This is a genomic window from Micromonospora sp. NBC_01638, assembly GCF_045209745.1.
Lineage (GTDB): Bacteria > Actinomycetota > Actinomycetes > Mycobacteriales > Micromonosporaceae > Micromonospora.
This window is the reverse complement of sequence record NZ_CP109273.1, coordinates 4,194,167-4,209,334: the sequence shown is the minus strand read 5'-3', so window position 1 is coordinate 4,209,334 and position 15,168 is coordinate 4,194,167. Positions and strand designations below refer to the sequence as shown.

Here is a 15,168-nt window from a genome sequence, read left to right as displayed (position 1 = left end):
CGCGGGCGGGAGCGACAGTGTCTGCCGCCCCCGCCCGCGCCGGCTGCTAGCTGGCGTAGGTCTCGAACTCACCGACTCGCGGCGTACCGCTGGAGCTGTTGATTTTGAAGGTGATTTTGCTCAGCGACGTCGCGGAGAAGCTGATGGAGCCCGCGCCGCTACCGGAGGCCAGGACGCCCCCGGTGTCGTGGTTGATGAGCTGCCAGGACCCGATGGAACCCTGGGTTCCCGACGGCTCACGGATGATCACTCGAGACACCCGGGTGGTGGAGCCCCACTTGATCGAGATGGAGCCGGTCGATCCGTCCGGCGACCAGTAGGTGCTGATGCTGCCGTCCTTCACGTTGCCGTAACTCGTCCCGCTGGCCTTGCTGGAGCCGTCGGCACCGGCGCCGAGACTCAGGTTGGTCCCGCTGGGCGGCGGGGGCGTGGTGGGCGGCGGGGTGGTGGGCGGTGGGGTCTGCGGCGAGCAACCGCCGTTCGACACCTTCAGGCCCGTGTTGGCGCCCACCGTCTGACGAACGATGTCCGGCACGCAGCTCGCCCCGTCGAGGGTGTACGAGTACGGGATGCTGACGGTGGTGTTGGACGTCGGGTTGGGGCCGGCGGGGTAGTTCTCACTGCCGGCGGTGGACCAGGTCACGTTGTCAAAGACATTGCCGCTGACCTGCCAGTAGCCGCGCTCGTTGGTGTAGAAGGTGCCGAGGACGTCCTTGGAGTCGCGGAAGTAGTTGTTCTCCACCTTGGCCTTGGCCCCGGCCCGGGAGTTGATGCCGGACTCGTGCAGGCTCACGTAGTGGTTGTTGTAGATGTGGGCCGTCCCGCCGCGCAACAGCGGCGTACGGGAGTCGATGTTCTCGTAGAGGTTGTGGTGGTACGTGATGAAGCCGTTCGAGAGGTCGCTCTCGCTGGACCCGACGAGGCCGCCGCGACCGGAATTGCGCAGGATGCTGTAGGACAGCGTCACGTACTGGGTGTTGTCCTTCATGTCGAAGAGGCCGTCATACCCCTCCGACTCCCCGCCCGAGGCCTCCAGGGTGACGTGGTCGACCCAGACGTTGCGGACCGTGCTCTCCATGCCGATGGCGTCCCCACCGTTGGAGATGGGCGAGCCCGACTTCTTGACGTTTCGGACGGCCACGTTCTGGATGATGATGTTGCTGGAGTCGCGGAGGTGGATGCCGAGCTGGTCGAAGACGGCTCCGCTGCCGACGCCGATGATGGTGACGTTGCTGATCTGCTTGAGCTCGATCACGCCCGCCGCGGTGTTGCAGCTCGAACCCGACACCTTGCTGGTGTTGCCGTGGTTGATGGTCCCGGTGACCTCGATGGTGATCGGGGTGCTGCTGCTGGCCCGACCGCACAGCGCCGCATGGATCGCGGTTCCGGTGGTGGCCCGTACCGTCTGCCCGCCCGCGCCGCCGGTGGTCCCGCCGTTCTGGGTGGCGTAGCCGGTGGCGCTGCCGGCCGCCGCCGACGCCTGGGGGGTCGGCAGGGCCACCCCGATCGCGATCCCAACGGCTGCCGTGGCCAGTGCTGCCTGAAGTCGCAACGCGACTGGTCGTCTCATCTCGCCTCACCTTCGCATTCGAAAGGTCTTTGCCTGTGGCGGTCCTTGCGACCGCACGCCTGATCGGTCGAAAACGCTCTCGACCACTCAGGAAATGACGGGAATCAATCGCTGAAGATCCCTCGGCATCTCTCTCGCCCTGGTCAGCGCAGGGATGAGCCACGCAAGCGGCGCGTCCCCGGCGGCGTTGCTCGATGTGCGATCGCCCGGCTCATGAATGAAACATCGATGCCACGCAATCGTAGGAAAGCGGTTTCCCCGAAGGCAAGGGTTAGCGCTTGCAGGTTTTTTGCAGTGCTCACCGGACAGTCAGCGCAGCCCGCCGAAGCCGGGCAGGGCGGTTCGAGGACCCGCGCACCCGGCTCCCGGCCTGTCGCAGGTTCGGTATTGACACGGCCGGACCCACCATCGATGCTCTGCTAAATCAGTTTAGCGACCGCCTCGCCCCTTCCCCCGAGATCGCTGACTGAGCGCACCATCCCGAGAAAGGACTCGCATGAGACTGCGAAAAGGTCTGGCTCCGCTCGTCGCCGCCCTCGTTCTGGCTGGCGCCTCCGGCACGGCCTACGGCAGCGCGAACGGCAGCCGGGGCACTGAGGACAGCATCCGCAGCATCACCCCGATCACCACCGTCTACACGTACGGTCAGAAGGTCTCCGCGGTGGCGATCGAGTACGGCGCGGCGGTCAATCCCCGCACCCTCGACACCGCCACGTTCTCGGTGACCGACACCATCTACAACTTCCGATTCAACCCCATCGAGGATCTGCCGAAGCTCGCCGACCGGCGGATCACACACACCTACACCAACGGCGTGCCGGGCACGCGTACCGACCATCGGTCGGCACCGGGCCGGTACGTCATCGTCGAGCTCGACCCCGCCGACACGGGCGGCTCGACGGTCATGGTCTCCAAGTGCCCGACCTTTCTCTGCACCGTCAAGGTGAATCCCGAGCTGCCGACCCGGGTGGTGCAACGCAAGGACGTTCACGGCCAGCCCGGCCACGGGTCCGGCAAGGGGCCGGTGCTCGCCAGAGCCACCCCGCGCGAGTCCCGTCCGGTCACCGAGAAGCCCGTCAACCAACTGGTCGACGAGTTCACCTACGGCTCATTCCTGAGCGGCGGGATGGTGCTGCCCTACCACTACCACCTGCCGAAGAACTACCAACCCGGCCGCAAGTACCCGCTCATGGTCGTTCTCCCCGGCCACGGGATGGGCTGGGACGGCGACAATCTCGGTGTCCAACTCGCCGCCGACATTCCGGCGACCGCATGGCTCCAACCACGCTGGACCGGCACCTCCGAGGACGTGATCGTCCTGGCGCCCCAGCACCAGCGTGTCGGTGGGGCCGCCGAGGCCGACCTGCTGATCAAGCTGCTCGACCAGTTCGTCGGCCAGTTCGCCGTGGACACCGACCGGGTGTACGCGACCACGGTGTCGTACGGCTCCCAACTGCTGTGGGCGGCGTTCGCCAAGCGGCCGGACCTGTTCGCCGGTGGCCTGGTGACCGGCGGCTTCCCGGTCAACGCCACGCAGGCAACCGCCATCGCGACGGCCGAGGTGCCGGTCTGGATCACGCACGGCGAGCACGATCACCTGCTCAACGTCTCGGGCGCGCGGAACTCCACGGCGCTGCTGCGGCAGGCGTACGAGGCCCGGGGCAAGAGCCCGGAGCAGGCCGCTGACCTCGTTCGCTACACCGAGTACGCCGACGGAGCGTTCTCGTTGCCGGACTACCACGCGGCGTTCGGCCCGACCTACGAGGACAGCAGCATCCTCCGCTGGCTGCTCAACCAGACGAAGCCCTGACGCCGCGGCACACGGTGTGGGGCCGGGCGACGCATCGCCACGATCCGCCAGCGCGATCTCATCGCGCCGGCGGGTCACCGGCGAGCGTCGCCCGAGTCGGGCTCACCGGCGGGCGCACTCCCCACGAGCACGGACTCCTCGCCCTCCTGCCGGCCCTCCTGCCGGGCGCGGGCGAGCAGCCCGGCCAGCCGACGCCGGCGGTGCCGGGTCGCCGCCCGCAGGCCGATGAGCAGTACGGCGAGAAGACCCAGCAGCGCGAGCTGTGCCCACGGCACGACCCAGGTGGTGACGGTGGCGGAGGCCGGTCGGAGGTCTGCCCCGGCCTGGCCGTCGCCGAGCAGGGCCGGGGACGTGGTGACCGTCGTGCGTAGTCGTCCCAACGCCCAGACGCCGTCGGCACGGGTCTCCACCTTCCGGCTGCCGCCCGGGAGCAGTTCCTCGACAGCGCTGGTGGCGTCGTGGCTGGTCCGCCCGAAGAGGTCCGACACCGCCACGCGGCTCGTTCCGCTGACCCAGACGTTGCCGTCGTTCTCGACGGTGTAGCGGACCCGAACCGTGCCACTGGCGAAGGGATTCCACGACGGCGTGTACGCCGCAGTGAGGCCCCGGACGGGCAGAGCCGCCTGAACGCTTCCGTTGACCCGCACCATGACCCGGAACCCCACTCGGCTCTCGACGCTGACCGTACCTCCGGTGCTGGTGACGGTCGCGGCGATGCCGGCCGGGTGGTCGCCGGGCGTGGCGCCCTTGGGCACCGTGATCGTGAACGGCACAACCCTCGTCTCGTTGGGGCCGACGGTGACCCTCTCCTGCACGTCGATCCAGGTGCCACCGTCGACCGAGGTACGGTCGGACGACAGCATGTTGAAGCGGCCCTTGTCGGTGAGGTAGCCATCGGCGGCCTTCAGGGAGAAGGCCACAGCGTTGCGGCTGAAGTTTCGGACCGCCAGGTGCTCGGTCACGGCCGCCCCCGGGTCGAGGCTGGCGTTGATCCACCGGCGTTGGTCCGGCCCGCTCGGGGTGGCCGGCTGAACCGTCCAGGTCAGGGCCTTCGGGTCCGGTTCCGCCGCCGCCGCCACGGTCGGCGCGGTCGCCACCGTGAGGGCCGCGACGGCGAGGACGGTGAGCGCCCGGCGCAGCGGGGTGACGGTCATGACGACGGCCCTTCGGGACTGGGCTGGCGGGGGCCTGTCTCCAGGCCCCCGCCAAGCCACTACTCGAACAGTGAGAGCGTGAGCGTGGAGCTGTACTCGCCGGCGACGACCTCCGCCGGGGTCCGCAGATACAGGTCAGCGTTCACAGAGTACGAGTCGCTGACGACGGCTTTGGAGTCGAAGGCCGAGACCAACAGCTCCTGGTCGACAAGACCGACGTTGTTGCCCGGGGAGGTCTCCTCGTCCAGAATGGTCACAACCTCCTCGCCCTCGGTGACCAGGCCGGTGTCCCCGCCGTCGATCAGGCGCGGCTTCCAGCCGAAGTGGTCGGCGGTGATCGGCGCCTGGCCGGAGCTGCCCGCGAAGTCGGTCGCACTGCCGAGCACCGCCCAGCTGGCACCGTCGGGCACCTCGTCGGCGACGCGGGTGTCGGTGACCGTCACCGTCGGCAGCGTACCGACGAACTGGCGGACCAGCAGGGTCGAGCCGTCCTCGGACAGCGCGACGGCGTCGCCGGCGATCGACAGGGCGAGTACGCCCGGTTCCCTGATCTCGTCGATGTCGACCGTGACCCGCACGCTGGCGTCGTCGCCGGGCTCGGCCATGGCGGGCGACGGCAGCACCGCAGCCCCGACCAGAACCGCGCCGACAGCGCAGGCCGCGAGCATCCGCCGCCGTTTGTCGTTGTTCATGTGATCTCCGTTCTCATCCATGAAGGGTTATCCGCCGCACGCGCTGGCGGGATACTCGACGGTGCGTACGGTCGTCACGTCCGTGCCGCCGATCGCCCCGGTCACCCGCACCGTCGCCGACCCCGCCGGGGCAGACGACGCACGCGTGTTGAACGACTGGTAGGCACTCGCGCCCGGCGCGACAGCCGCGAACGACCGCTCGCCGTACGGCGTCTGCAACGTGATGCCAACCGGCGCGTCGTGGTCGTTGCGCGCCTGCACCGCCACGTACGCCTTGCCACCGAGGCAGCGCGTCGACGCGGTCACCGTGACGGGCAGCTCAGGCTGGCCCGTTGCTGCGGCGAAGGCCCAGGAGTCGATCTCGAAGAGGTCGGCACCCGTCGGGCCGGTGAAGGTGAAGTAGACGTCGTGCACGCCGGTGACGCCTTCGAGCTCGGCGGTCACCTCAGCCCATTGGCCGGACGGCGTGTCGACCGGGATCGTGCCGACGACGGGACCGGCGACGTCGTCCAGCCGTACCTGGATCTGCGCGCCGGCGGCGAGCGCCCGCACCTTCGCCGTCACGCTCTGCGCGCCGTTGTCGCCGAAGTTCACCGACGACAACGCCGTCCAGTCGCCATTGTCGATGTCACGTACCACCAGGTTTGGCGCCGCACCACCGAACTGGGGGGAGCTGCCGTCGACCTTCGCGGTCGCGACGCCCTTGCTCCAGCCGAAGGTCTCGGCCTCGAAGACGCGGTACGGATCGAAGTTCCGGACCTGGTCCACGCCGGCGTAGGTGCCGACGACCTGCTGGACGGTGCCGTCCGGGTTGAAGGCCATCTCCTGGATGTGCGGGCTGCGGTAACCCTGGGTCGTGTTCCCGTTGATGCGCTTGTTCAACGTCGGGGCGTGGTAGGTGAAGTAGTGCTTGCCCTCGAACTCGAACACCGACTGGTGGTTGTTGCCACCGGTGCCAGAGCCGAAGAACTGTGACTGGTTCGGGAAGAGCACGCCGGCGTAGGTCTCCTTCGGCCACGACATCGGGCTGTCGGAGATCATGTAGCCGATCTGGCCACCACCGGGGTAGCCGGGAAGCGTCGGCTGGTTGCCACCGAAGTCGTTCCCGCCGAAGTGCGAGGAGTACGAGAAGTAGTACTTGCCCTCGCGCTTGAAGACGTGGCCCGCCTCGAAGGCGACCGGGGCGTCGACCACCGCGGCCGTTCCCTCGGTCGAGACCATGTTGTCGCCGAGCTCGATCGCCCGGATGTTCTTCGGGTTGTTGAAGCGCTCGGCCGGCGGCATGCTCGTCGACGCGGGACCACCACCGAAGTAGAGGTACGGCTGGCCGTCGTCGTCCACGAACGGTGCCGGGTCGAACTTCCAGGCGACGTCCTCGGCACCGGGGGTGCGGCCATCGATCAGCGTGCTGGTGCGCTCGCTGGTCCACGGACCGAGCGGCGACGCGCCCGTGATCACGTTGCTGGAGCCGCCGCCGTTGGCGTAGTAGAGGAAGAACTTCTCCGCACCGTTCACCACCTTCTTGGTGATGCCCGGCGCCCACGAGTTGCCGGTGAACGGTGCCACCCCGTTGGGACCGGCGACCTGAATCTCGCCGTGGTCCGTCCAGTTCACGAGGTCCTCCGAGGAGATCACCGTGATCTGGTTGATGTTGCCGTAGTTGATGCCCGGCGAGACACCCGTGACGGGGTCCGGGGCGTACCCCTGGGTGTCGTTGGTCATGTACATGTACACCCGGCCGTCGTGCACCAAGCCGAAGCCGTCGGCGCCGAACTTGTGCCCGATCAACGGGTTGTGCTCTCCGGGCAGCTTGCCGACGACCTCGATCGTCTTCGACGCCGGCGCGGGCGGCGCGGCGCCGACCACCGACACCTCGTCGAGCTTGAAGTCCATGAGGTGCAGGTCCGGGTCGGTGGACGGCGTGCTCGTCCACGGGGTCTCGAAGAACAGGCGCGCCGTCGACACGCTCTGCCCCGCCGGGATCGTGAACGTCCCGTTGAACCGCGCCCACTGGCCCTTCGTCGCGGTCACACTGACGAGGTTGGTGTAGGTGCTACCGCCGTAGTGCATCGTGGCGAAGAACTGCTTCGTGGCCGGTCCGCTCGGGTTCTCGTACTTGATGCGGGCCGTGAGGGTGTAGGCCTGGCCGGCCTGCACCTTGCCGCTGAGGTCCTGCATCGGCCCGGATCCGGTCGTCGTCCGGCTGGTGACGAGCGCGGCGCTCGACCCGGCGTAGGCGTCCGACGTGGCCGACAGTTGGGCGCCGTCGGCGGAGTTACCGTTGTTGACGAACCAGTTGGCCACGCCCTCCTCGAACCCGCCGTTGACAATGAGATTCGTGTCGGCGGCCTGGGCGGGTGCCGGCCCGGCTCCGAACCCGGCGGCCAGCATCAGACCGACCGTCGCGATCACCACGACCCGTCCTCGGGTCACCCGTCGCCTTCGTTCTTCCACGAGACATCCTCCTTCATCTCTGACATGCGGTCATCGGTGTGCGGGGATCAGTGGAGGTGCGTCCTCGGGCAGGCTGACGTCGGGTCGGTCACCTGCACCGGCTCGACCACGGCCGGCGGCGCAGGACAGGTCCGCTGTACTACGCCGCCCGTACCGGACGCCGACAGCGGCGACCGGTGAGCCGAGGACTTGTGGTGGGGTTATCCGCCGCAGGAGACGGCGGGGTGCTGCGCGGTGTGTTCGGTCATCACGGCCCTGCCGCCGATCGACCCGGTCACCCGGACCGTCGCCGTACCGGCCGGGACAGACGAGGCGCGCGTGTTGAACGACTGGTAGGCACTCGCGCCCGGTGCGACAGCCGCGAACGACCGCTCCCCGTACGGCGTCTGAAGAGTGACACCCACCGGCGCGTCATGGTCGTTGCGCGCCTGCACCGCCACGTACGCCTTGCCACCCAGGCACCGCGTCTGAACGCTGACCGTGCCGGGTAACGCCGCGAGCACGCCGAGCCGGGCCAGTTGGTAGCTGAGTGCCCGCTCCGGTGCGTCGATCTGGTTCTGGGTGCCGAACTGTCCGGCCCGTGCCGACGTCGCCGCCGCGAGCGCGGACTGTGCCGCGGCCCAGGCGTCGGCTGGGTAGTGGCGCGGGTCGAGCGTCCCGGCGTACGCGATGGCCGCTTCGAGGGCGCTGGTGTCCAGCGGGCGGGACTGTGCGGTCAGTGTGTCGCTGAGCAGGTAGTTGTCGAAGTCGACCCGCCCGCCGGTCTCCTGCGTCGCGTAGTTGAACAGGCCTACCCGGTGACCCATGAAGTGCGCGAGGCTGCCGTCCAGCGACTGCGGACCGACACGGTTGCCCAGTCGGGTCCACGCCAACCCGTCCAGGCTGTAGTAGAACGTCGTCCACAACTGGCCGACCGGCGAGGAGAAGTCGAGGTCCGCCTTCACGTGCACCTCGGTCGCGTCACCCAGGGCCACGGTCGTGCCCGCCACGAAGGTCTCCAGCGTGGACTGGTCGAGGTCGACCGCGAACGGCTGCGACCGGTTGACCACGCCCACGGTGTTGACACCACCGACGCGCTTGACCGCCACGTACGAGAATCCGCGGTTGTAGGCGGCCAGGCCGGCGACGTCCCCGTTCTTCATCGCGGAGATGTCCATCCGGGTCTCCACCGACTGTCGTGGCCCGAACGTCCGCTGCGAGAGCGTGTTGCGGGCCTCCTCGAACCAGGCCAGCTCGGCCCGGTTGGACAGCTTCGTGTAGATGTACTGACCGGTGACCACCTTGCCGGCCGTCAACCGCAGCCATCCGTCCCGGTCGGTGAGTGACCAGTACCGGTTGTCGGGGGCGTGGTTCCATTCCCACGCCAGGTCCAACCGCGACCCGTTGGGGGCGATCTCGGCCTCGTCGAGCGGCGCCGGGATCGTCCACTGCTCGTCCTGGTAGGCCTTGTGCGGCGCGTCGTTGGCGAAGTCGTCCGAGGCGACGATGCCCTTCTGGCGCTCGAACACCTCTTCGGCCGGGCTGAGCTGGATCGGCTTGTCGAACAGGCCGTTGACCGGCACGACCCCGTTGGTGCCGAAGGTCGGCCACCCGTCCCGCCAGACGGCGGGGATGAGCGCCGGGACCCGCCCGATGGGGAACGTGTCGCGGAAGAACATGCCGTGCCAGTCGGTCCGGCCGTCCTCGCGGCTGATCGGCACCAGGCTGCCCTGCGCGAAGCCGTTCGAGTTGAGCACACCGCGCGCCTCGTAGGTGTTCACCCCACCGGCGGAGGTGTAACGCCCGAGCAGCTCCTTGGAGCGCAGCATGACGACCTGGCGGCCCTGCCCGGACGGCCAGGTGATGATGACGGCGTAGTACCAGCCGTCGATGTGGTAGAACTGCGCGCCCTCGAACAGACCGCCGATGAACGGCTGCCCGGCGTAGTTGCTCGCCGTGAAGATGTTCGGGTAGTCCTGCGCGATGGCGGTCAGATCGGCGTTGAGGCGGACGGCGCTCGTGCCGCCGGAGCCGTAGAAGATGTACGGCGTGCCGTCGACGTCGAAGAAGAGCGACGGATCGTGCAGGCCACGGCCGAGAGCCGTGCGCTGCCAGGTGCCGTTCTCGATGTCGTCGGTGCGGTAGAGGTAGGCGCCATTGAGGTTGTTGGTGTTGAAGGCGACGTAGAACATGCCGTCGTGGTAGCGCAGCGACGATGCCCACTGGCCCTGGCCGTACGAGTTCTGGCCGTTGCGCAGCGAGAAGGAGTCGCCGATGCTCGCCCGGTCGAAGACGTAGTTGACGATCTCCCAGTTGACGAGGTCGTACGACTTCATGATCGGCGCACCCGGGCTCAGGTGCATCGTCGTGCTGATCATGTAGTAGATGTCCCGGCCCTCGTCGTTCTCGGCGGCCGGTACGCGCTCCACGCTGATGTCCGGCACGTCGGCGTTGAGCAGCGGCACCGAGTACGTGCCGGCGCCGGTGTCGGTCGAGGTGTATGACGGTCGGGGCGACCAGGCCTCGGCGGCGTGCGCGACGGCGGGCGTAGCGACCAGGCTGGCGCCGAGCAGCAAGGCAACCGATGCGAACGTGCACAGTGGATTGGACCGACGCGGCTGCATCGTGGAGGCGATCCTCGACATCGTGCCGACGACGCGGTGGGTCACTGCGTTGAGGCTGTTCAGAGCGAATGCGCGGCGAGGGTTGACAACACGCGAGCGGACCGACACGACCAAGGCGAGCTCCAAACGCGAGAGCGGCGTGAAGGCCATAGTGTTATCGCTAACAACGCCTGTCAAGGCAATCGATGAAACGTGCCCGAAGTGTCCCCGTAACACCTTCGGCACACCACAGTGGACAGTCACGCCATGCCACGAGTGCGTGGTCGGGAGCCAACGATGGGCGGTCTCCCGACCACGGCAGGCTCCCCGGTATCGCCAGGGCGACACCGGGGAGCCGAGCGCGGTGCGATCGACGGGGGCCGGCCGCCTCAGGCGTCGAGGCAGGCGCCGACGGCGGCAGTGAGCCGATTGGAGCGCTCGTCGCCCATTCCACGCATCTGGTTGACCACGTAGCCGAACCCCACCTGATGCTGGGCGTCAGCGAAGGCCAGGTTCCCGCCGGCGCCATCGTGGCCGAAGCTGCGCTCACCGAGCAGTGGCCGGGCCGGCGGCGAGTGCAGCAGAAAGCCGCTGCCCCAGCGCTGCCCGGTGTCCGGCGGCCCATGTCGCTGCTGTCCCCGCGAACGGACGACGACCGCGTCGTCCACCGACGCGGCCGTGAGCAGAGGCCCGCCCTGGATGTCGGACACGCAGGCCGCATAGAGGCGGGCCAGGCCCTCCGCGGTGCTCACCGCGCCCGCGCCGGGGACGCCGGCGGCCCGGATGGCGGGGTCGTTGAAACTGACCAGGCCATCGCTGTCGGCGGGAAAGGCGAAGGCGCCACCCATGGTGATTCCTCGTTCGGCGACCGGGTCCACGAACGGGTCGGCGTCCGGAGGTGGCGCCAGGCCCCATGCGACGGTGTCGCTCTCGGCGGCGGGGAGCCCGAGCCAGGTGTGCAGGCCGAGCGGGTCCGCCACGGTGTCGCGGAAGAACGCGCCGGGTAGTTGGCCGGTGATGCGGCGGATCACCTCTCCGACCAGCCACCCGTAGGTCATTGAGTGGTAGCCGTGCGCGGTACCCGGCTGCCACAACGGGGCCTGCGCCTCGATCGCTGTGATGACCGGGTCCCAGGCCAGGACCTCGTCAAGGGTCAGGGGTCGGTCCAGCGCGGGCAGGCCGGCCTGGTGCGTGAGCAGCCAGCGGACGGGGATGTCTGCCTTGCCGTGCTGTCCGAACTCCGGCCAGTAGCGCGTCACGGGAGCGTCGAGGTCGAGCCGGCCCTGCTGGACCAGCAGGTAGGCGCAGATCGCCAGGATTCCCTTGGTGCAGGAGAAGACGACGACCGACGTGTGCGCGTCCCAGGGCCGCCCGGTGCGGGTGTCGGCGACCCCGCCGTACAGGTCGACGACCTTGCGGCCCCGTACGTAGACGGTGACCGCGGCGCCGACCTCTCCCCCAGAGGTGAAGTTGTCGCGGAAGACGTCGGCGACGGGCCCGTAGCGTTCGTCGACGTCGCCGTGGATCTGCGGCTGTGTAACCACTGCCTACCCCTTCACTGATCCCTGGATCAGGGCCTTGATGAACTGTCGCTGGAAGATCAGGAACACGATGAGGGTGGGGGTGAGGATCAGCAGCGACCCGGCGCACAGCAGCACCAGATCGGTGCCCCACTGGCCCTGGAATGCCCCGAGCGCCCCGGCCATGGTGCGTTTGGTGGCGTCGTCGACGAGGACGATGGCGAGGAGGAACTGGTTCCATGTCCAGAGGAACATGAGAATCGTCAGCGAGGCGATCGCCGGCCGGGCGAGTGGCACCTGGACCCGCCAGAACAGCTGCCACGTGCTGCTGCCGTCCACCCGGGCCGCCTCGGACAACTCAACCGGCACATTGGTGAAGTGCGCCCGCATCCAGAACACCGCGAACGGCATGTACAGGCCGATCAGCGGCAGGATGATGGCCCAGCGGGTGTTGAGCAGGCCGAAATCCTGCATCTGGTAGTAGAGCGGGGTGACCACGGCCTCGAAGGGCAGGGTCAGCCCGAGCAGGAGAAGACCGAAGACGAGTCGGCCGCCGGGCACCCGCAGCTGACCGAGCCCGAACCCGGCCATGGTGGCGATGAGCACCGACACCGGCACGACACCGGCCACGATGAGCAGGCTGGAGCGCAGCAGCGCACCCATGTTGGCGGCCGTGAAAGCGTCGGCGAAGTTTCCCCATTGCGGGTCGGACGGCCAGGCCAAGCCGCTGGGCACGGTGCCGCGGGGCTGCAACGCCGCCGAGAGCATGCTCACGAACGGCAGCAGGGTGACGAGGATCAGGACGATCAGGAAGACCCGGCCGGTCACCTGTTCACGTCGGCTCAGGTTCACGGCTTCTCCCCTCGGGTGAGTCGCTGGATCGGCAGCACGCAGGCCAGCACCAGCAGCATGAGCACGACGGCGAGCGCCGAGGCGAGCCCGACCTGACGCTGCGAGAAGGCCAGTCGGTAGATCTCCAGGCCGGGCACGGTGGTCTGGAGGCCGGGGCCGCCGCTGGTGGAGATGTAGACGATGTCGAAGCTGGCCAGGGCGGCGATGATCGTCACGGTGAGACAGACCCCGATCTCCTGGCGCAGGCTGGGCAGGGTGACGGCGAGGAACTCGCGCACCGGCCCGGCACCGTCCAGGCGAGCGGCCTCGTAGAGCGCCGGATCGATCTTGCTCATACCGGTGACCAGCAGGATCGTGCAGAGGCCGAGCAGGACCCAGGCCCCGATCACACCCACGGCAGGCAGCGCCGTGTCGAAGTCGCCGAGCCACGCACGGGCCACGCCGCCCAGGCCCACCGCGCGCAGTACCTGATTGATCAGGCCGTTCGACGAGAGCAACCAGCTCCACGCGATGCCGGCCGCCACCAGAGGGATGACCTGCGGCAGGAACAGGATGGTCCGGACGACGGTCCCGAACGCGCCGGTGGTGATCCGGCGAACCATGCTCGCCACCAACAGACCGAGCGCGACGGGGATGAAGCTGAAGAAGATGATCAGGATGACCGCGTTGCCGATGATTTTCAGCAGGTCGCTGTCGGTGAACACCGTGAGGTAGTTGTCCAGGCCCGCCCAGCGGGCCAACCCGATCCCGTTCCAGTCATAGAACGAGTATTGAATGGTCAACGCGAGGGGGCGGAGGACGAACACCGCATACATCACCAGGGCGGGCAGGACGTACAACCAGCCGGTCCCGGCCGCGCGGGCCCACCGAAGTCGGTGAGCCCGCGCGGGGGTGGGACGGGCGGGACGAGCCGCTGACGACACCCGATCGTCGCGCCCGGTTGGTGCGCTGCCGAGGGCAGACGTCATCGGGACAGTTCCTTCGCGTACTCGGCCTGGACCGCCTTCACGTACCCCTCGGGCGTCTGCTGGCCGGCGACCAGCTTCTGCAGTTCCGGCGTGATCGCGGCGGCAAAGATGCCACCGGTCGCGTTCGCGGTGAAGTCCACCGCCCCGTTCTCCGCCCCGAGCTGCTGCGACGCCTTGAGGGTCTCCGCCAGGACGGTGTTCGGGGCGGCGGCCGGCACCGGCAGGTCACTCGGGCCGCCCGGGCTGGAGCCCCCGACCGTGACCGCGATCTCGCGCGCCTTGGCGTTGGTGTGGACCCAATTCAGGAAGAAGGCGGCGGCGTCCGGGTTCTTGGCCTTCGCGGAGACGCCGAAGGTGTTGGGGGCGGACATCGCCACGTGCTTGCCGCCGGCGGACTCGGTGGGGAAGAGGAAGAAGCCCACATTGCCGGACATCGCCTTGTCGAGGTTGGCCGACTCCCAGTCGCCGTTGAACATGAACAGGCCGTTGCCCTTCTGGAACTCCCCCACCATGCCCGCATAGTCCAGCGCGTTGGCGTCCTTCGGGAAGTAGCCGGCCTGTGCCCACTTCTGGATGGCCTGGGTCGCCTTCAGAGCGGCCGGGGTGTCGAACGTGGCGCCCGGCTTCTGGAAGATCCAGTCGGCGACCTGGGTCGGGTCGCCGAACTGGTTCTGCAGCGCCTGGTGCGGGAAGTTGATGCCCGCGGTGTTCTTGTTGAACTGCATGATCGGCTGGACGCCGGCGGTCTTCGCCTTTGCCAGCAGTTGCTCAAACTCGGCGACGGTGGCCGGCGGCTGGGTCATGCCGATCTGAGTGGCCAGCTTCTTGTTGTAGAACACGCCGGTGACGCTGTAGCCGAGCCCCATCCCGTAGAGCGATCCGGTGCCCCGGGTGTTGTCACCGACGCGCAGCTGCATCAGCTGCGAGGCCGGGAACTTGTCCCAGCCGTACGCGGTGAAGTACGGGTCGAGGTTCTTGAGCAGGTCGTCCTTGACCAGGTCGACCATGGTGGGGAGACGGATGATGTCGGGCGAATTGTCCGACGCCATCACGCGCGGCGCGTTCTCCACGATCACCGTGAACTGATCCTCACGGATGTTGAACGTGACGTTCGAGTGCTGCTTGGAGAACTCGTCCGCCAACGCCTTGGCCAGGGGGAAGCCGGTCTCGGCGTACATCTCCAGCGTGACCGGAGCGGTCCCGAGGTCGGTCTTGACGGCGGCGTCGGACTCCGGGTTGGACGACCGGTCCTTCCCCGGCGCACTGCAGGCTGTCGCGGTCATCCCGATCGCCAGCAGCGATGCGAGGATCACCGTTCTCCGGCGCGGGAACTTTGTCGGCAATTTTGCCATTTCATGACTCCTTGACATCTCCGCGCGTCCCGCGACCCATGGTCGCGCGACGACTCCACCGAAACCAGCGCAGCGGGGGTGACAGCCACGACACGTACGTCGTGACCATTCGCCCGAGCGCAGCACCCGTACCGTCAACACAACGAACCCGGCACGGCCACCGAAGGCGCCGCTGGATGCACCGGAAGTGGTCGCTAAACTGATTTAGCAGAGC

10 protein-coding genes are annotated in these 15,168 nt (G+C 68.2%); 1 reads left to right on the top strand and 9 read right to left on the bottom strand.

The features are described 5' to 3' along the window. Positions 1-46 precede the first annotated feature (46 nt). Positions 47-1,570 (bottom strand): polysaccharide lyase family 1 protein, encoded by a 1,524-nt coding sequence (locus OG811_RS19940; RefSeq protein ID WP_406067827.1) that lies wholly within the window; start codon positions 1,568-1,570, stop codon positions 47-49. A gap of 496 nt (positions 1,571-2,066) precedes the next feature. Between OG811_RS19940 and OG811_RS19935 the strand changes: the two genes are divergently transcribed. After that, positions 2,067-3,380 carry a hypothetical protein gene (locus tag OG811_RS19935; protein WP_406067826.1) on the top strand — a complete coding sequence of 438 codons (1,314 nt, stop codon included), beginning with the start codon at positions 2,067-2,069 and terminating at the stop codon, positions 3,378-3,380. 74 nt (positions 3,381-3,454) lie between these two features. Here OG811_RS19935 and OG811_RS19930 read toward each other — a convergent pair whose 3' ends face one another. From OG811_RS19930 to OG811_RS19895, 8 genes are all read right to left on the bottom strand, one after another. Further along, the gene (locus OG811_RS19930; protein WP_406067825.1) at positions 3,455-4,534 is read right to left on the bottom strand and encodes a hypothetical protein; all 1,080 of its coding nucleotides are present in this window, start codon (positions 4,532-4,534) and stop codon (positions 3,455-3,457) included. Between the two features lie 59 nt (positions 4,535-4,593). Continuing rightward, the gene (locus tag OG811_RS19925) at positions 4,594-5,226 is read right to left on the bottom strand and encodes a hypothetical protein (protein ID WP_406067823.1); all 633 of its coding nucleotides are present in this window, start codon (positions 5,224-5,226) and stop codon (positions 4,594-4,596) included. A gap of 27 nt (positions 5,227-5,253) precedes the next feature. Further along, positions 5,254-7,641 (bottom strand): family 43 glycosylhydrolase, encoded by a 2,388-nt coding sequence (locus OG811_RS19920; RefSeq protein ID WP_406067822.1) that lies wholly within the window; start codon positions 7,639-7,641, stop codon positions 5,254-5,256. A gap of 239 nt (positions 7,642-7,880) precedes the next feature. After that, positions 7,881-10,328 (bottom strand): glycoside hydrolase 43 family protein, encoded by a 2,448-nt coding sequence (locus OG811_RS19915; protein ID WP_406067820.1) that lies wholly within the window; start codon positions 10,326-10,328, stop codon positions 7,881-7,883. Positions 10,329-10,651: 323 nt separating this feature from the next. Further along, entirely contained in the window at positions 10,652-11,806 is a 1,155-nt protein-coding gene (locus OG811_RS19910) for a serine hydrolase domain-containing protein (RefSeq protein WP_406067819.1), read from the bottom strand. A 3-nt stretch (positions 11,807-11,809) separates the two neighbouring features. Then, positions 11,810-12,634, bottom strand: coding sequence for a carbohydrate ABC transporter permease (locus OG811_RS19905; protein ID WP_406067818.1), 825 nt, complete (start codon positions 12,632-12,634; stop codon positions 11,810-11,812). After that, positions 12,631-13,602 (bottom strand): carbohydrate ABC transporter permease, encoded by a 972-nt coding sequence (locus OG811_RS19900; RefSeq protein ID WP_406067816.1) that lies wholly within the window; start codon positions 13,600-13,602, stop codon positions 12,631-12,633. Before OG811_RS19900 ends, OG811_RS19905 begins: the two co-directional genes overlap by 4 nt. After that, complete coding sequence (locus tag OG811_RS19895) at positions 13,599-14,954, bottom strand: ABC transporter substrate-binding protein (RefSeq protein ID WP_406067814.1); 1,356 nt, start codon at positions 14,952-14,954, stop codon at positions 13,599-13,601. The genes OG811_RS19900 and OG811_RS19895 overlap by 4 nt, the downstream gene beginning before the upstream one ends. Positions 14,955-15,168 lie beyond the last annotated feature (214 nt).